This is a genomic window from Microbulbifer sp. ABE4_465, from assembly GCF_056160765.1.
Map to the genome: position 1 here is coordinate 48,290 of NZ_JBSWXV010000004.1, position 17,723 is coordinate 66,012.

The 17,723-nt window shown below is 59.2% G+C and carries 17 protein-coding genes; 12 read left to right on the forward strand and 5 right to left on the reverse strand.

From position 1 onward, the window contains the following. The first annotated feature begins 3 nt into the window (after positions 1-3). From ACXAG1_RS08820 to ACXAG1_RS08830, 3 genes are all read left to right on the forward strand, one after another. The gene (locus ACXAG1_RS08820) at positions 4-891 is read left to right on the forward strand and encodes a lysophospholipid acyltransferase family protein (protein WP_475119512.1); all 888 of its coding nucleotides are present in this window, start codon (positions 4-6) and stop codon (positions 889-891) included. A 271-nt stretch (positions 892-1,162) separates the two neighbouring features. Beyond that, entirely contained in the window at positions 1,163-1,738 is a 576-nt protein-coding gene (locus tag ACXAG1_RS08825; RefSeq protein ID WP_475119627.1) for a DUF2239 family protein, read from the forward strand. A gap of 116 nt (positions 1,739-1,854) precedes the next feature. Continuing rightward, positions 1,855-2,496, forward strand: a complete 642-nt coding sequence (locus tag ACXAG1_RS08830) for a CDP-alcohol phosphatidyltransferase family protein (protein ID WP_475119513.1) — start codon at positions 1,855-1,857, stop codon at positions 2,494-2,496. A 21-nt stretch (positions 2,497-2,517) separates the two neighbouring features. On the opposite strand, the gene ACXAG1_RS08835 is transcribed toward ACXAG1_RS08830, so the two are convergent. The 5 genes from ACXAG1_RS08835 to def all read right to left on the reverse strand — a co-directional run bounded on the left by ACXAG1_RS08835 (position 2,518) and on the right by def (position 8,645). Continuing rightward, entirely contained in the window at positions 2,518-3,969 is a 1,452-nt protein-coding gene (locus tag ACXAG1_RS08835) for a TrkH family potassium uptake protein (protein ID WP_475091329.1), read from the reverse strand. A 17-nt stretch (positions 3,970-3,986) separates the two neighbouring features. Then, positions 3,987-5,372, reverse strand: a complete 1,386-nt coding sequence (gene trkA, locus ACXAG1_RS08840) for a Trk system potassium transporter TrkA (RefSeq protein ID WP_475091330.1) — start codon at positions 5,370-5,372, stop codon at positions 3,987-3,989. Between the two features lie 279 nt (positions 5,373-5,651). After that, on the reverse strand, positions 5,652-6,977 hold the full coding sequence (gene rsmB, locus ACXAG1_RS08845) for a 16S rRNA (cytosine(967)-C(5))-methyltransferase RsmB (RefSeq protein ID WP_475119514.1): 1,326 nt from the start codon (positions 6,975-6,977) through the stop codon (positions 5,652-5,654). Next, a complete protein-coding gene (fmt, locus tag ACXAG1_RS08850; protein ID WP_475091332.1) occupies positions 6,970-7,938 on the reverse strand; it encodes a methionyl-tRNA formyltransferase in 969 nt (322 codons plus the stop codon). Before fmt ends, rsmB begins: the two co-directional genes overlap by 8 nt. A gap of 200 nt (positions 7,939-8,138) precedes the next feature. After that, positions 8,139-8,645 carry a peptide deformylase gene (def, locus tag ACXAG1_RS08855; RefSeq protein WP_475091333.1) on the reverse strand — a complete coding sequence of 169 codons (507 nt, stop codon included), beginning with the start codon at positions 8,643-8,645 and terminating at the stop codon, positions 8,139-8,141. Between the two features lie 280 nt (positions 8,646-8,925). On the opposite strand from def, the gene ACXAG1_RS08860 reads away from it, so the two are divergent. The 9 genes from ACXAG1_RS08860 to ACXAG1_RS08900 all read left to right on the forward strand — a co-directional run bounded on the left by ACXAG1_RS08860 (position 8,926) and on the right by ACXAG1_RS08900 (position 17,653). Beyond that, complete coding sequence (locus ACXAG1_RS08860; RefSeq protein WP_475091334.1) at positions 8,926-9,993, forward strand: LysM peptidoglycan-binding domain-containing protein; 1,068 nt, start codon at positions 8,926-8,928, stop codon at positions 9,991-9,993. Positions 9,994-10,043: 50 nt separating this feature from the next. After that, positions 10,044-11,198 carry a DNA-processing protein DprA gene (gene dprA, locus ACXAG1_RS08865; protein ID WP_475119515.1) on the forward strand — a complete coding sequence of 385 codons (1,155 nt, stop codon included), beginning with the start codon at positions 10,044-10,046 and terminating at the stop codon, positions 11,196-11,198. Positions 11,199-11,273: 75 nt separating this feature from the next. After that, on the forward strand, positions 11,274-12,419 hold the full coding sequence (locus tag ACXAG1_RS08870; protein ID WP_475119516.1) for a PQQ-dependent sugar dehydrogenase: 1,146 nt from the start codon (positions 11,274-11,276) through the stop codon (positions 12,417-12,419). Positions 12,420-12,625: 206 nt separating this feature from the next. Continuing rightward, positions 12,626-13,246 (forward strand): L-threonylcarbamoyladenylate synthase, encoded by a 621-nt coding sequence (locus ACXAG1_RS08875; RefSeq protein ID WP_475091337.1) that lies wholly within the window; start codon positions 12,626-12,628, stop codon positions 13,244-13,246. 31 nt (positions 13,247-13,277) lie between these two features. Further along, entirely contained in the window at positions 13,278-14,183 is a 906-nt protein-coding gene (gene hemF / locus ACXAG1_RS08880; protein ID WP_475091338.1) for an oxygen-dependent coproporphyrinogen oxidase, read from the forward strand. A 184-nt stretch (positions 14,184-14,367) separates the two neighbouring features. Continuing rightward, positions 14,368-14,796: a hypothetical protein gene (locus tag ACXAG1_RS08885; protein ID WP_475091339.1), complete on the forward strand. Its 429-nt coding sequence runs from the start codon at positions 14,368-14,370 to the stop codon at positions 14,794-14,796. 42 nt (positions 14,797-14,838) lie between these two features. Beyond that, positions 14,839-15,678, forward strand: coding sequence for a shikimate dehydrogenase (gene aroE, locus ACXAG1_RS08890; protein WP_475119517.1), 840 nt, complete (start codon positions 14,839-14,841; stop codon positions 15,676-15,678). Between the two features lie 297 nt (positions 15,679-15,975). After that, positions 15,976-16,467: a 5-(carboxyamino)imidazole ribonucleotide mutase gene (gene purE / locus ACXAG1_RS08895; protein WP_475091341.1), complete on the forward strand. Its 492-nt coding sequence runs from the start codon at positions 15,976-15,978 to the stop codon at positions 16,465-16,467. Between the two features lie 55 nt (positions 16,468-16,522). Then, entirely contained in the window at positions 16,523-17,653 is a 1,131-nt protein-coding gene (locus tag ACXAG1_RS08900) for a 5-(carboxyamino)imidazole ribonucleotide synthase (RefSeq protein ID WP_475119518.1), read from the forward strand. Positions 17,654-17,723 lie beyond the last annotated feature (70 nt).

The following is a 17,723-nucleotide window of genomic DNA, read 5'->3' on the forward strand; positions in this document are numbered from 1 at the left end:
TCGTTGGATATCAAAGGGCAAATGGCCGCAGGGGCATTGAAATTGATCGGGCAATTGCCTTTGCGCTGGTCCCGCCGCCTGGGCAGCGTGGTGGGCTATTGCGCTGCGGCGACCGCTGGCAACAGCCTGCGTATCAGCCGTATTAACCTCGAACACTGCTATCCGGAAATGCCACAGGAAACCCGGGACAAGCTCGCCCGCGAGAGTGTTATCAGCACAGCACAGACCGGATTTGAGGTGGCGAGCCTGTGGCGCAAGCCCTGGAGTCAGGCCGAAGACAATATCGAGCGGGTGCGCAACCAGCAGCTGCTGACCGAGGGAGTCGATGAGGGCCGCGGTGTACTGGTACTGGCCCCGCACATCGGCAACTGGGAAATTTTCGGCCAGTTCCTTGCTACCGTCGGCCCCACCACCAGCCTGTACGCCCCGCCAAAAATCCAGGCGCTGGATCCGCTGATTCGCGCAGGCCGCGAAAAAACCGGCGCCAATCTGGTGCCCACCAATGTGCGCGGTGTGCGTGCGCTGTTAAAGGCGCTCAAGGCCGGCGGTATTGTCGGAGTTCTTCCAGACCAGGAGCCGGACCTCTCCGGCGGCGAATTTGCGCCCTTCTTTGGTCATCCCACACTGACCATGACCCTCGCCTACAACCTGATCCAGCGCACCGGCTGCAAGGTGGTATTCGGCTTCGCCAAGCGGCTGGAGCGGGGTTTTGAGTTGGTGTTCCTGCCGGCAGAGCAGGCGATTTACAGCGAAGAAACCAGAGTGTCCCTCGCCGCGCTCAATCGTGGTGTAGAAGCCTGTATCGCGGAAGCGCCGGCGCAGTACCAGTGGGAGTACAAGCGCTTTCGCAAGGAGCCGGAAGGCCGAACGGAACTATATAAGAAGAAATAGGATAAGAAGAAATAGGCCACTCCGCCGTCCGCTCTGTTGCAACCCCCCCCCTCCAATAATTTCACCCGGATGTAAATCATTTCTCGCCTTCCAGGTCCCAGCGGCGCTGGAGGGCCCTCCCTGTCAGATCTCCCAGCGCACTCGCATCCCACTGATGGCCGATCCGGTCAGGGAGGGTCCGGTGTGAGCGATAATTTTACCCAGGTAAAATTGACAGAATTTAAATGCAGGGTAATAATATTTTACCTGGGTAATAGTAAAGTTGAATATCATGACAAACGAGTATGTGGCGATTTATGAGCAGTCGCTGATAGCGCAGGGCCCGCTGGAGACCATTGTTCGCGAAACCATGGCTCGCGGTGATGGGATAGAGCCGATCGTGCTGGAGATCGAATCCTGCAAGCGTATGGAGATCGAATGGCATGGCGATCCTGACACGGTGCTCGCGCGCCTGCACGGGCACTCAGACTCTGCCCCGGGAAAGCGCGGACGACCCAAGCTCGGTGTGAAATCAAAAGAGGTAACACTGCTGCCGCGTCACTGGGAGTGGCTGGCGACACAGCGCGGTGGTGCTTCGGTAACACTTCGACGGCTGGTGGATGCCGCGATGAAAAATGCCACGCCGGAAGAGCGTATCAGCATGAAGCAGAATCAGCTGTACAGCCTGCTATCCGTGTTTGCCGATGCACCGGGATTTGAGGAGGCCGCGCGTGCGATGTACCGCAACAGCCGCATCGGATACGAAAAGGCGATTGCCGGCTGGTCCGATGACGTCAGGAGTCTTCTTCTGCAGAAGTTCGATGAAATTGCAGCCATACATCAGGGCGAGGATGTAGGAGCAGGCTGATTTTCCGTGCAAAAACCGCCATCGGCGGCTGGATCCACTTTCCCGCACATGCGGGGAATTTCTATTAAGCTCATAAGTGCGTCTGCTCTCTGACAAGAGCGCACTTAAGAGCTTTTATGAGACGAACCCGAAATACCGACACACCGGAGTCCGCAAACGGAGATCAATCTCTGTGGCGACACCTGCCCAACGGTTTATCGGTATTTCGTATTGCACTTATCCCGGTAATTTTCTGGCTTTCACTAACACATCAGCACTTTGCCGCGCTTGTGGCGTTTTGTGCGGGCGCGTTAAGCGATCTGCTGGATGGCTGGGTGGCGCAGCGCTTTCACTGGCAAACCCGCTTCGGATCCTTTCTGGACCCGGTTGCAGACCGACTGTATATCCTGTGCCTGATACCCCTGTTGTGGCAATTTGGCGCCATTAGTAGTGCTTACACCGGGTTGGTTATTGCGCGCTTCACGATTCAGTTAAGCGCATTTCCGGTGCTGCTTTGGTGGCTGAAAAAAGAGTTTTATGCGAAACCAGAATGGCTATCACGCAGCGCGATGGCGGTTGCCTTCATGGTGCTCGGAATGGGGTTCGCCGATCAGGTTGCCATCGAGCGATTCGATGAATCGTCGGGTGCGGAAAATATGTTTGATCACACCATGGATGCACTGACATTTATCGGATGTATTCTGGAAATATGGGTGTTGATTAAATTCATTCCGCGCTACTGGGATATTATTCGCGGGCGTGCCGATACCTTTGAATAAACCATCAAAAAATGCGCGCAACTAATGTCGCCAGAATGCCGGCGTCAGTAAAACCAGCAGTGTGAAAATTTCCAGTCGCCCCATCAGCATCGCCAGAATCAATAAACACTTGGCCACACCATTGACTTCACCATAGTGAGACGCTGCATCCCCCAGTGCCGGGCCAATATTGCTCAGGCAGGACGCCACAGTTGAAAACGAGGTGACAAAGTTTTCCCCGGTGGCCATGACCAGGATGGTCAGAATAAAAAACGAAAGTATATAAATCGCAAAAAATCCCCAAACTGCATCGGTTACCCGTGGCGGTACAATTTTCCGATTCACCTTGATCGGCACCACTGCATTGGGGTGCACCAGACGATTGAGTTCACGCATTCCCGATTTCACGATCAGCATAACCCGCACCGCCTTGATGCCACCGGAAGTGGAACCAGCACAGGCACCCATAATGCCGAGCAGCAGCAGAATATAGGGCAAAAACGCGGGCCAAATCGCGAAGGTCTCGGAGCCAAAGCCGGCAGTGGTACTGATGGAAACGACCTGAAATACACCGTGCAGGAAGCTGCCACGCATATCGAAGGTGCCGGACGCGTACAGATAGCTCACGATAATCGCGCAGGCTCCGGCAGTGACGATGATGTAGAAGCGGAATTCTGAATCCTTCCAGTAATGCTTTACCGTGCGATTGCCGAGGGCATAAAAATGCAGCCCGAAGTTGATCGCCGCGGTCAGCATAAAAATGATTGCGATCGCCATGATGGCGTTATTGTGCGCGTAAAAGCCCATACTCGCGTCGTGGGTAGAGAAGCCACCGTTGGCGACGGTGGAAAATGCGTGTCCAATGGCGTCGAACACGGTCATACCCGCCCACCAGTAACCGATACCGCACAGCACGGTGAGCGCGATATAAATCACGAACAACGCCCGCGCGGTTTCCGCAATACGCGGGGTCAGCTTGGTGTCCTTCACGGGCCCGGGCATTTCTGCTTTGTACAGCTGCATACCACCGATACCGAGCATCGGCAAAATCGCCAGCGCAATCACAATTACCCCGATACCCCCAAACCACTGCAGCTGCTGGCGGTAGTAGAGGATGGCCGGTGGCAGGGTGTCGAGACCGACAATGGTGGTGGCACCGGTGGTGGTAAGTCCGGAAATGGACTCGAAAATGGAGTCCACTACATTGAGGTCCGGTTCCGGGCTGATGATCAGGGGCAGCGCACCGAAACTGCCGAGGATCAGCCAGAACAGGGATGTCACCACGAACCCGTCGCGGGTGCGCAGGTCCTGCTTAAGATCGTGTACCGGCAGCCACATAAACAGGCCGGTCAACAGGGTGATGGCAAATGCGATGGTGAAGGCGACGTGGGTGCCGTCTTCGTACCACAGGGAGACACCGATCGGTGGCAGCAGCGTCAGGCTGAATACCGTCAGCAGAATACCGAAGACCCGCGCAATGACCGCTAATCGCATGAACTGAAATCCCGCCGTCAGAAGAAGCTGAAGCCGACCTGGAACAGTTGCTCCACGTGGCGGGTATGGCGGCGGTCGACGAGAAACACGATCACGTGATCATCGGACTCCACAATAATGTTGTCGTGGGCGATCAGTACCTGGCTCTCACCGTCCCGCTCTCGCACGATGGCGCCGATACTGGCGCCTTCCGGAAGATCGATATCCTCGATTTTTCTGCCGACGACTTTTGATGTGCGATTGTCGCCGTGGGCAATGACTTCGATTGCCTCGGCGGCGCCGCGGCGCAGGGAGTGCACATTTACCATGTCGCCGCGGCGGACGTGAGTCAGCAGGCTGCCGATGGTGTTTTGCTGTGGCGAGATGGCGATATCGATTTCGCCGCCCTGTACCAGATCGACGTAGGCGCGGTTGTTGATCAGCGCCATCACCTTGCGGGTACCGAGGCGTTTGGCCAGCAACGAAGACATGATGTTGGCTTCGTCGTCGTTGGTCAGTGCGAGGAATACGTCGGTGTCTTCGATGTTCTCTTCCAGCAACAGGTCCTGATCCGAGGCGCTGCCGTGGAGCACGATGCTGTTGCTGAGTTCTTCCGACAGGAAGATGCAGCGATCGTGATCCTGCTCGATGATCTTCACCGAGTAGCGGTTTTCCAGTTTGTGTGCGAGGCGCAGCCCGATATTGCCGCCGCCGGCGATGGTGATGCGCTTGTAGCCCTGTTCCAGTCTGCGCAGTTCGCTCATAACCGCGCGGATGTCCTGCTTGGCGGCGATAAAGAAGACTTCGTCGCCGGCTTCGATCACGGTGGAGCCCTGAGGGATGATGGGGCTGTTGCGGCGGTAGATGGCGGCAACGCGAGTGTCTACCTTGGGCATATGTTCGCGCAGGTAGCGAAGCTGGTGACCGACCAGTGGGCCACCCTGGACGGCGCGCACGGCGACGAGCTGAACGCGACCGTCGGCGAAGTCGAGTACTTGCAGTGCGCCGGGATGCTCGATCAGCCGGGCGATGTATTCGGAGACGATCTGCTCGGGGCTGATGAGAACGTCGATGGGGATGGATTCGGTGGAAAACAGTTCCGGATATTGCAGGTACGCGGAGGCGCGCACGCGGGCGATTTTGGTGGTGACCCGGAACAGGGAATGGGCGATCTGGCAGGCGGCCATGTTGGTTTCGTCGTTGTTGGTGACGGCTACCAAGATGTCGGCGTCTTCGATGCCGGCTTCCTGCAGGATGTCCGGATGGGAGGCGTGGCCTTGGACGACGCCGATGTCGATTTTGTCGCGGAGCTCGCGCAGGGTTTTCTCGTCGCTGTCTACCAGAACAATATCGTTGCGTTCCGAGGCGAGGCTTTCTGCCAGTGATCCACCGACCTGGCCGGCGCCGAGAATAATGATTTTCATAAAATGCGATTGGGCCCGTGGTTTCTGGCCTTTGTGCCACGCTCGGCAAAATGTTCTTTTGCGAGCGCGGTGGCGTCGAGGCACCAGGTGAGCGTTTTCAGGACCGGGCTAGGCGCCCCCCTTCAACCCATCCCTGGGCGCTTCGGCGCAAACATCCTGTTTGCGACGATCCTGAAAACCCGTACCCGGCACCCGTCCTTCAATTTTTACTATTGTGCTTCGTTAGTGCGGACGAACCATTCTGTAGGGTGGATAAGCGAAAGCGCATCCGCCAAAGAATTACGCATCCTGTGCCTTTTCGAGCTTCGCGTAATAAAACCCATCACCCGCATGGATTCCCGGCAGCAACTGCATACCCGCATCCTGCGGCAGCCCCCAGGGCTGCTCATTCAGCAATTGCGGCGTATTGTCCCTCGCATCCGGTGTCTCCGCAATGAAGCGCGCCACTTGAGCGCTGTTTTCCTCGGGGAGTATGGAACAGGTGGCGTAGAGGAGGGTGCCGCCGGGTTTTAACAGGCGCCACATTGCACGCAGGATTTTGCCCTGGAGTACCGCGAGCTCCGGGATGTCTTCGGCGCGGCGCAGGAGTTTGATGTCCGGGTTGCGGCGGATGACGCCGGTGGCAGAGCAGGGGGCGTCGAGGAGGATGCGGTCGAATTGTTCGCCGTCCCACCAGTGTTCGGGCTCGGCGGCGTCTGCGCAGATGATCTGGGCGCCAACACCGAGGCGTTCGAGGTTTTCGATCACGCGGTCGAGGCGGTCTTCTTCGATGTCGAGGGCGCTTACGTCGAGGTCCGGTTGGAGTTCGAGCAGGTGGCAGGTTTTGCCGCCGGGGGCGGCGCAGGCGTCGAGGATTTTCTCGCCCGGCTGCGGGTCTAGCAGGGTACCGGCCAGTTGCGCAGACTGGTCCTGGACGCTGACGAGGCCGTCTTCAAAGCCGGGCAGGCGGCTGACGGCGACGGGGTTTTCCAGCACAACTCCGGCCGGGGAGTATTCGCATGGCTGGGCGGGGATGCCGGCGTCTTTTAACTGCGCGAGGTACTCGTCGCGGGTGTTTTTGGCGAGATTCACCCGCAGGGTCATGGGCGGGTTTTCGTTGTTGGCGGTGAATACGGTGCGCGCCTCGGTGCCCCAGGCGGCTTTGATGGCCTGTTGCAGCCACTCGGGGTGGGCGGAGCTGAACTGGGGGTTGCCGGAGAGTTTGCGAGTGAGTGTTTCCTTATTGCGCAGGGCATTGCGCAATACGCCGTTGACGACACCGGTGGCGTGGCCGAGTTTGAGGGCGCGGGCGGCCTCGACGGTGGCGCCGATGGCGGCGTGGTCGGGGATGCGGGTGTATTCCAGCTGGTACAGGCCCACCAGCATCAGCGCGGCCAGTTCTTCATCTTTAATGGGTTTTTTCGACAGTTTGCCGAGGATCAGCTCCAATCGCGGCGCAAAGCGCGCTGTGCCGTAACAGAGTTCGCGCAGCAGCGAGCGATTCTTGCCGGTGCCTTCCGGGTCGTCCACCTGCTTTTCTGCCCACGGCAGCAGCCGCTGCAGCGAACCGCGGTCCTGATACAGGCGGGCGATCACACGGGCCGCCAGTGCGCGGGGATCATTCATGGTCAGTACCCAGTTTATTGCCTGCGGCGAACAGCTCGCGGTAGCCCTTCAAAATCTCCGCCACCGGCAGCGACTTCTTGCCCGGCAATTGTAGTTGAGTCAGACGCAACGCCTCGCGACCACAGGCCACCAGAATACCCTCATCGTCCGCACTCAAAATCGTCCCCGGCACATCGGTGTGACAGCCCTGTTCCAGCTGCGCAGAATAAACCCGCAAGCGCTGCGGCTTACCCTTGCCGTCCAGATATTCCGTCCAGCAAACCGGGAACGGATTAAACGCCCGAATCAGCCGCTCCAACTCCACCGCCGGCCGCGCCCAGTCCAGACGCGCCTCTTCTTTGGAAATCTTGCCCGCATAATTCGCCAGCCCATCGTCCTGAACCTGCGGTTGCGCAGCACCGCTCTCCAGCAACTGCAAAGCCTCCAGTAACGCCGGCCCACCGAGGCCTGCGAGCTTGTCGTGCAGGCTGCCGCCGGTCTCTCTGGCACTTATCGGAGTGCGAGCCTCAACCAGCACCGGCCCGGTATCCAGCCCCGCCTCCATCTGCATAATCGCCACACCACTCTCGGCATCCCCGGCTTCCACCGCCCGCTGAATCGGCGCCGCACCGCGCCAGCGCGGCAGCAGGGAAGCATGAACATTCACACACCCCAGACGGGGCGTATCCAGTACCACCTGCGGAAGGATCAGCCCATAGGCCACCACCACCATCAGATCCGCATTCAGTGCGGCAAGCTCCTTCTGCGCGGCTTCGTCCCGCAGGGACAGCGGCTGATACACCGGAATATCGTGCTCCAGCGCCAGCTGTTTCACCGGGCTCGCCAGCAGCTTCTTGCCGCGCCCCGCGGGACGGTCGGGTTGGCTGTAGACCGCAATCACGTTGTGGTCACTGTCGAGCAGCGTTTGCAGGTGTACGGCGGCAAAGTCGGGGGTGCCGGCAAAAATGATGTTCAGGCTCATGAAAATACTTTCAGATAAGAAGAGGTGGACTCGAATCGAAGTCCAGAAACAGATGCGAAGTCGGGGTGCCGGGTGTGGGTTTTCAGGATCGTCGCAAACAGGATGTTTGCGCCGAAGCGCCCAGGGATGGGTTTACAGCGGTCCTGAAAGCCCACACCCGGTGCCCCGACGCCACCGGGCTAACAAAAGAACCACGAAGATCAGGCCCGCTGACGGTGGGCTTTCTCCAATTTTGAACGAATGCGATTGCGCTTGAGCGGAGAGATGTAGTCGACAAACAGCTTGCCATCGAGGTGATCGATCTCGTGCTGGATGCATACCGCCAGCAGCCCCTCGGCCTCCAGCGCATAAGTTTCGCCATTGCGATCCAGCGCCTTCAGGCGGATCTTGCGCGGGCGCTGCACCGTCTCGTAGAAACCGGGAACCGACAGGCAACCCTCATCGTACTTGTGAATCTCCGGATCCAGCACCTCAACCTCCGGGTTGATCAGCACCAGCGGCTCACTCTGATCCTCCGACACATCAATCACCACAATACGCTCGTGGAAATTGATCTGCGTCGCCGCCAGGCCCACGCCCGGCGCCTCATACATCGTCTCGAACATATCATCGATCAGCGTACGGTGCTCATCCGTCACCTCAGCAACGGGTTCCGCCACCTTGCGCAGACGAGGATCGGGGAATTCTAGGATTTCCAGTTTGGCCATAACACCTGTGACAAACTTCTAGTCTTAGTGGAACTTGCGCTGATAACATAATGATCGCGCTTGAAATTTGCTGAATTGGGGGGCTGTATCCGCACACTGGCCGACAAGCCAGTTGGCGTTGTTTTGCTTCCCGTCCCGGCGACATCAGCCGCCACCGGTTCAGCGCTGTGAGATTATAGCGATATAAACCCGCAGTGATAGCCGTATAAAGATTCAGCAGATTCTTTAGCAGACAGTAAGGCCCCAGCGCTCGCGACAAAAAAAGCATAGGAATGCTTCCATGAAAAAAATAATCCTGGCCGCCGCCGCAACCCTGTTGGCGACCTTTGGCCTGCAGGCGCAAGACGCGCGCCTCAAGCCTGACCACCCGGACACCTATGTCGTACAGAAGGGTGACACCCTCTGGGACATCTCCGGTACCTTCCTCTCCCAGCCCTGGTACTGGCCAGAGATCTGGCAGGTGAACCCCCAGGTAGAGAACCCCCACCTTATTTTCCCCGGTGACCGCCTGAACCTCGTATATGTCGACGGCCAGCCGCGCCTGCAGCTGGATCGCGCGCCCACCGCGTACAAGCTGAGCCCCACCAGCAACAACCGCCTGGGCCCCGCCGTGCGCCGCGAGCCCATTGGCACCGCGATTCCCGCGATTCCGCTGGACGCCATCAACGCCTTCCTGTCCCGTACCCGCATTGTGGGTCCGGGTGCTTTCCAGGGCGTTCCTTACGTAATCTCCGGCCAGGATCAGCGAATTCTGATGGGCGCCGGCGAGAAGATTTACGCCCGCGGTGATTTCCGCGAGCCGCTGGCTTCCTACGGCATCTACCGCCCGGGCCCGGTTTACGCCGACCCTTTCACTGGTGAAGAACTGGGTCAACAGGCCCTGGATGTAGGCTCTGTGGACCTGCGCCAGTTGGATGCCGATAACGCCAACACCGAATTTGCTGTGGCCACCTTGGATGTCACCCGCACCAGCCGCGACATCCGTCTGCAGGACCGCCTGCTTCCGGTTGAAGAGCGCGCCATTGCTGCGCTGTTTCAGCCCGGTGCGCCGTCCGTTCCTGTGGATGGCATTATCCTCGGCGTTGAAGAGGGTGTTACCCAGGTAGCCAAGTACGATGTGGTTGCCATCAACCGCGGTCTGCGCGAAGGCCTGCAGCCCGGCCACGTGCTCGCAATCTATAAACGCGGCGCTACCGTGCGCGACCAGCTGGCCCGTCAGAACGTCAAGCTGCCGGACGAGCGCGCCGGTGTGCTGATGGTATTCCGCAGCTTTGAAAAGATGAGCCTGGGCCTGGTTTTGGAAGCCGACAAACCGCTGGCAGTGATGGATCTGGTACGCAACCCTTAATCGAGGGTTTGAACGAATAAGAAAAAGAATTTCGATGGAGGTACCCGCGCATGGATGCGCTGACCGCTACTCTCTCTTTATTAAGGCTCGAGGGCATTGGCCCCGGCCTCTACTGGCAACTGGTGGAGCGATTCGGCTCCGCCGAGGCCGTACTCGAACAATCCCCGCAACAACTCCCCCGCAAACTGCCGCCACGTGCCCAGGCACAACTGGCGGAATTCCAGCGCCGTGGGCTGGATAGCGAGCTCGGCCTTTGGGCCCTGGCCGAGCGCCAGCGCTGTGCCGAAGAGTGCATCTTTCTTTTACATTGCGAAGACGACAGTTACCCGCGGCTGTTGCGGGAAATCGACCGGCCGCCGCCGCTGCTGTATGTTGCCGGTGACCCGGGTGCGCTGTCGCTGCCACAGGTGGCGGTGGTGGGCGCGAGGCGCGCAAGCCGCGCGGGGCTGGATAACGCCGAGGCTTTTTCTGCCGATCTCGCCGCCGCCGGTTTCGCGATTGCCTCCGGACTGGCACTGGGTGTCGATGCCATGGCGCACAAGGGCGCCTTGCACGGTGAGGGTAAAACCGTAGCGGTGCTGGGCACCGGTGTGGATCGCATCTACCCCCTGCGCAATGCAGTACTTGCCGAACAGATTCTCGCCACCGGCGGTGCCATCGTCAGCGAAATGCCATTGGGAACGGCGCCGGAGGCGGGCAACTTCCCCCGTCGCAATCGCATCATTTCCGGCCTAAGCCTTGGCACCCTGCTGGTAGAGGCGGCGGTGCGTTCCGGGTCCCTGATTACTGCGCGCCTGGCACTGGAGCAGAACCGGGAGGTGTTCGCGATTCCCGGCTCCATTCACAACCCCATGGCGAAGGGTTGTCACCATATGATCAAACACGGCGCCCATTTGGTGGAAACCAGCGCGGATATCGTCGCCCAGCTGGGCGGCTTGTTGTCTGGCATGGTCGAGCAACATTCATTGTTTGAAGCGTCCGCAGCACCTTCAATTGATCTGCCCCAGGAGCAGCGAGGCATAATCGTTGCCCTCGGCGGCGATCCGCGCAGTATTGAACAGCTGGCGCGGGATACCGGTGGCGACACCGGCGATCTGATGGCGAGCCTGCTGCATCTGGAACTGGAAGGGCTGGTGGAACAGCTCCCCGGTGGCTACCAGCTCACCGGAAATGGCACCAAAGCCCTGTCCGGACTGGTGGAATAACCGAAAAGCCGTTACGGTCACTCCTTGAATCCGACCCCTGAATTCAACTAATTAGCCGCATGGAGTGACCACCCGATGGGTTTGTTCCGATTTCTCTCCCACGCTTCCCCCCTCAAGGCCGCCGTCGCGCCGATCGCCGCTGCGTTCGCACTGAGTGCGACGGCCACCACTCAGGCCGCCGACGTCCAGCTGGATAAGCTCAACCTGCCGGACGGCTTCAAAATCGAGGTTTATGCCGACGACGTCCCCAACGCCCGCCATATGGCCCGCGGTGACAAGGGCACCCTGTTTGTGGGTTCCCGCCGCGCCGGCAAGGTGTATGCGATTGTGGATAAAGACGGCGACCAGAAAGCTGACGAGGTAAAAGTGATCGCCGAGGGGCTCAAGATGCCCACCGGTGTGGCCTTCAAAGACGGTGACCTCTACGTGAGCGCGGTGACCAGTATCGTGCGCCTGGATGATATCGAGTCCCGTCTCGACAACCCGCCCAAGCCGGTCACCATTACCAGTCAGTTCCCGGACAAACACCACGGCTGGAAATACATCGCTTTTGGCCCCGACGGCTGGCTGTATGTACCCATCGGTGCCCCCTGCAATATCTGTGAGGAAAAGGACTTCGCCAATATTCAGCGCCTCAAGATCGAGGGCGACAAGGTGGTGAAAACCGAAACCTGGGCCGAGGGCGTGCGCAACACCGTCGGTTTTACCTGGCACCCGGAAACCAAACACCTGTGGTTTACCGACAACGGCCGCGACATGTTGGGTGACGACACCCCGCCCTGTGAACTGAACACCGCACCGGTAGCCGGCAAGCACTTTGGCTACCCCTACTGTCACGGCAAAGATGTTCTCGACCCCGACTTTGGTGAAGGTAAGCAGTGCAGCGCCTATGTACCACCAGTGCAGGAGCTCGGCCCCCACGTGGCGCCCCTGGGCGTGAAGTTCTACACCGGCGACCAGTTCCCCGCGGCGTATAAAAACCAGGTATTGATCGCCGAGCACGGCTCCTGGAATCGCAGTAAAAAGATCGGCTACCGGGTGACCATGGTGACCCTGGACGAGAACGGCAACGCCACCTCTTACAAGCCGTTTATCGACGGCTGGCTGCAGGGTGAAGAAGCCTGGGGCCGCCCGGTGGATGTACTGGTGATGCCGGACGGCGCTCTGTTGGTCTCGGATGATGTGGCGGGCGTCGTCTATCGCGTCAGCTACGAAGGCTAACCTGTCAGATGGAAAGTGCGCGCGAGCGCGCAAAATAGGCACGCGCGAGGCGCCGCCCCTCCTGTGCGGTTGAAGGTTTCAACCGCACCCCTTCCTTGTCTAGGCTGGTAGTATTCGATAAATTGCGGCGCAGCGACTGGCTGGATCAAGCTCAGCCTGTGCCCACCCCGTATCCCCAGCTTGCCAGACCCCAGTGAGTTCCTGCCTTGTCTGAACATATTGCACCAAGCGCCGTTAACGATCCGACCAAAACATTCCCCCCTGCAATCAGTGCCGGCTTTTGCCTGGCCAGCGCAGCGCGCATCCTGGCCGCCGGCGGCGTTATCGCCCACCCCACCGAATCCGTGTGGGGGCTCGCCTGCGACCCGAACAACCCCGAAGCGGTTGCGCGTCTTGTTGGCCTGAAAAACCGGCCGCTGGAAAAAGGGTTGATCCTGGTGTCCGGTGATGTGGAGCACTTTTCCGGCCTGCTGCACAACCTGTCTGGCGACCAGCGCGCGCGTATCGACGCAACCTGGCCCGGTCCCGTGACCTGGCTGGTACCGCATTTTGACCAGGTGCCGCCCTGGGTTACCGGCATTCACCACAGCGTGGCCCTGCGCCACACCAGTCACCGCTTTACCAGTGCGCTGTCCCGCGCCTTTGGTGGCGCCATCGTATCCACCTCGGCCAATCCGGCCGGTTGCCAGCCGGCGCGCCACAAGTTCCAGGTACTGCGCTACTTCGGCAACGACCTGGACTTTATTGGCGGTGGCAGCACCGGTGGGCGCGCCGCCCCCAGTGAGATTCGCGACGCCGCCAGCGGCCGCATCGTGCGCGCGGGTTAACCTTCTGGCCGCACCCAATTGAGAGAAGAAAATGAGTACCATTGACATCCAGGCCGTCAAAAATTACCTGCTGGGTTTGCAGGATCGCATCTGTGCGGCACTGGTGGCTGTAGACGGCAGCGAATTTTTTGAAGACAGCTGGGAGCGCGAAGGTGGCGGCGGTGGCCGCACCCGGGTGCTGGAAAATGGCAATGTGATCGAAAAGGGCGGAGTGAATTTCTCCCACGTATTCGGCGATAAACTGCCACCCTCGGCAACCGCCGCGCGCCCGGAACTGGCCGGCCGCTCTTTTCAGGCCATGGGTGTCAGCCTGGTGATTCATCCGAAGAATCCCTACGCACCCACAAGCCACGCCAATGTGCGCTTTTTTGTTGCGGAAAAAGACGGCGCGGAGCCGGTGTGGTGGTTCGGCGGCGGTTACGATCTGACCCCCTATTATGGCTTTGAGGAAGATGTGGTGCACTGGCACCAGACCGCCAAAGACGCCTGCGCACCGTTTGGCGAAGATATTTATCCGCGCTTTAAAAAATGGTGCGATGAATACTTTTATCTGAAACACCGCGACGAGTCGCGCGGTGTGGGCGGACTCTTTTTTGACGATTTCAGCGAGGGCGGTTTTGATAATGCCTTCGCGTTTATGCAGGCGGTTGGCGATTCCTATGTGGATGCCTATCTGCCGATTCTGAAAAAGCGCAAGGACACCGAATACGGCGAGCGCGAGCGGGATTTCCAACTGTACCGCCGCGGTCGCTATGTGGAGTTCAATCTGGTGTTCGACCGCGGCACCCTGTTCGGCCTGCAAAGTGGCGGTCGCACAGAATCCATTCTGATGTCCCTGCCATCGGAAGTGCGCTGGCGCTACAACTGGCACCCGGAAGCGGGCAGTCCGGAAGAAAAGCTCTATACGGATTTTTTGCCACACCGGGAGTGGGTGTAAATTAGCTCCGTGGCGGTGCCGCTACCGGGTGTCCCTTTGCGAGACACGAACTAGGCGTCCCCCCGGTAACCCATCCATGGGGGCTCGGCCGCGGCCGTCCTGGCCGCAGACGGTCTCACAAGGCCATACCCGGTATCAGCGCCTTAGCGCGTAGATCTGTGGAATTTTTCTAAAGGAAATAGCCATGCACAAGGCCCGTCTGGAAGATATCAACAAACTGTTCCTCGAATACCGTCGCCTGTTTGAAGCGCGCGACGCGGAGCAGATTGCCGATTTTTACCGGTTTCCGATTCACTACTATTTTTCCGACGGCAAAAAATCCCAGCTCAGCCGCGAGTACTTTATCGGCCGGGTAAAAAAGCTGTTAAACCTGTATCAGAAACTGGGCGTTACCCAGATCGTCGGTGCGGTTACCGATGTGATCGAGCTGAATGAAAATACCAGTCTGGCGACCCTGAACTGGGTGCTGCTGGATGCGAGCGGTGAAAAGCCGAAGCAGATTTACAGTGCGATTACGCGCTATATGGTGTGCGAATTTGGCGGTGAATTAAAAATTGATGGTTTGATCGGTGTGAATGAAACCAGCCAGATCAAACAGGCCCTTAAAAAATAAGCGTTAGCTAAAATAAACGGACGTTGAGAGAAGTAAAACAACATGGACAAATACGCTGTCATTGGTAACCCGATCAAGCAGTCGATGTCGCCGGTAATTCACACGGCCTTTGCAAAAGAGACCAATCAAGATCTGGAATACGGCAAGCTGTTTGCAGAAGTGGATGGCTTCAAGGCGGTGGTGGATGAATTTTTTTCCAGCGGCGCCAAAGGGCTGAATATCACCGCGCCTTTCAAGCTCGATGCGTTTGAATACGCCGATGAACTGACCGAGCGCGCGCGCACCGCGGGTGCGGTGAATACCCTGGCGCGGCAGCCCGATGGAACTTTGCTTGGTGACAATACCGACGGCCCCGGGCTGGTGTCGGATATTCGCGATCATCTGGGCTGGACCATCGCGGGCAAGAAGGTACTGGTGCTGGGCGCCGGTGGCGCTACCCGCGGTACTCTGCTGCCGCTGCTGAACGAGAAGCCGACGCAGTTGCATATCGCCAATCGCACCGCGTCCAAGGCACAACAGCTGGCCGAAGACTTTGCCCCATACGGCGAGCTGAGCGCCGGTGGCCTCGACGACATTCCCGCGGGCTTTGAGCTGATTATCAACGCTAGCGCTGCAGGTCTGTCCGGCGAGCGGCCGCAGATTAGTGAGGCCGTGATTGGGCCCGATTGCTGCGCCTACGACATGGTTTACGGTGCCGAGCCCACGGCATTTATGCGCTGGGCGGCGCCGCTTGGGGCGAAGACCGCCGACGGCCTGGGCATGCTGGTGGGGCAGGCGGCGGAATCCTTTGCCCTTTGGCGCGGGGTGCGGCCAAAGGTTGAACCGGTACTGGCAATGCTGCGAAACGAGCTCCGCCGCAAGGCAGCGACTAGCCCCGGTTGAGCCCTGTGTGAAGCTCGCAATTCAAAACCCTCCAATCGCTCCCGGTCACAGACAGGTGTCGTGACCGGCTCGCCACACTATTGTTTGCTCTGTTGTTCTCCTTAACACGCACCGGCAAAGCCGGTTCCCCGGTACTCAGATACTGCCGGTTGGGCTGCCCGCAGCAATAAATCGCCCAAAAAGCGGCGCCGAACCTGCCGGAGAGCCCCGTATTGCGTGCTTTCTCGCTGAGTTTTGGTATCCTTCCGCCCCTAATTTTTGGGGCCGGTGCCCGCCAAATTCTGGAGTTATGCGAAAGTGAAAGAGCTGCCCTTCGAAAAAGTCACCATCGTCATGGGCTCCCAGTCCGACTGGCCGACCATGGAAATGGCGACCAAGCCCCTCACCGAGTTGGGTGTGCCCTTCGCCACGGCGGTTGTGTCCGCCCACCGCACCCCGCAGCGCATGGTGGAGTTCGCCACCACCGCCCACGAGCGTGGTACCCAGGTGATCATCGCCGGCGCCGGAGGTTCTGCACATCTGCCGGGCATGATCGCCGCCATGACCCCGCTGCCGGTGATCGGCGTGCCGGTGGCGAGCAAGTTCATGACCGGTATGGACAGCTTGTTGTCCATCGTACAGATGCCCAAGGGTGTGGCGGTGGCCACTCAGGCAGTGGGTGCTTCTGGCGCATTCAATGCGGGCCTGATGGCAGCGCAGATGCTGTCTTTGACCGATCCGGAGCTGCAGAAGCGCCTGATCGCCTGGCGCGAACAGCAGAGCGCCGGTGTACCTTTTGAAGTCGAATAAGCGACGTTGATTCAACCTGTTAGCGATTACTGAACGAGTACGAGGTGTAGCGGAAATGACAGCCAGACGTGTAGGTATTGTCGGTTGTGGCCAGCTGGCGCAGATGATGGCCCAGGAGGCCCGCCCGCTGGGTATCGAGTTCAGTTTTCTCGCCGAGAATGGTGAAAATACCACCTGTGTGGAAGGGCTCGGCACCATTGTCAATCCAGGTGCGGTTGATGCGGGTGACAGCGCGAAGATCGAAGCGCTGTACAAAGCCATGGGCAGCCCGGAAGTCATCACCGCCGAACGCGAAGGCGTCGATGCAGGCCTGCTGCGCGCGCTGGAAAAATTCTGCCCGGTGTACCCGCGCCCGGATGCGTTTGAAAAAACCCAGCATCGCGTGCGCGAGAAAACCGCGATCACCGAAGCCGGCCTGCCGGTGGCCCCTTTCCGCCCGGCCAACAATTACGACGAAATCTGTACGGCGGTAAGAGAGCTGGGCTACCCGTCGTTTATCAAAAGCTGTGAGAACGGCTACGACGGCAAGAACCAGTGGCGGGTGAACAGCGACGAAGATCTGGCGGCGATCGCCGACCAGGTGCCCGCGCAGGAATACGTAGTAGAGAAGGGCATCAATTTCTCCCGCGAAGTTTCTCTAATTGGTGCGCGTACCGCGGACGGCAAGGTGGTGACCTATCCGCTGGCGGAGAACGATCATTACAACGGCACCCTGCTGGTTTCCACCGCACCGGCGCCCCATGTAGATGAAAAGCTGCAGACCACCGCGCAAGAATATCTCTCCACTTTGATGAACGCCTGGGATTACGTGGGCGTGCTGGCGATGGAGTGCTTCGTCACCGACGGCGGTCTTCTGATCAACGAGCTGGCACCGCGCGTACACAACAGCGGCCACTGGACCTTGGCCGGTGCCAAAACCAGCCAGTTTGCCAACCATGTGCGCGCGATTCTCGGTATGGAACTGGGTGACACCACGGCAGAGCGCCCGGCGGTCATGATCAATATGCTGGGTGTGGATAAAAAGCCTGCGCTGCAGAATGAAGGTGTCTGGTCCTACGGCAAGGAACTGCGCCCGGGCCGCAAGATGGGCCACGTAATCCTGCTGGACGAAAGCCAGGACGCACTGGCCTCCCGTATCGACAGCATACTGGAAGAACTCTACGGCCCCAGCAAACGCCCCGCCTGATTTCCAAACCCGTTAGCGGTGTTTTCCGCTAGTTCTGGCATACTTCCCCCATTACCCCGTCAGGATAAAT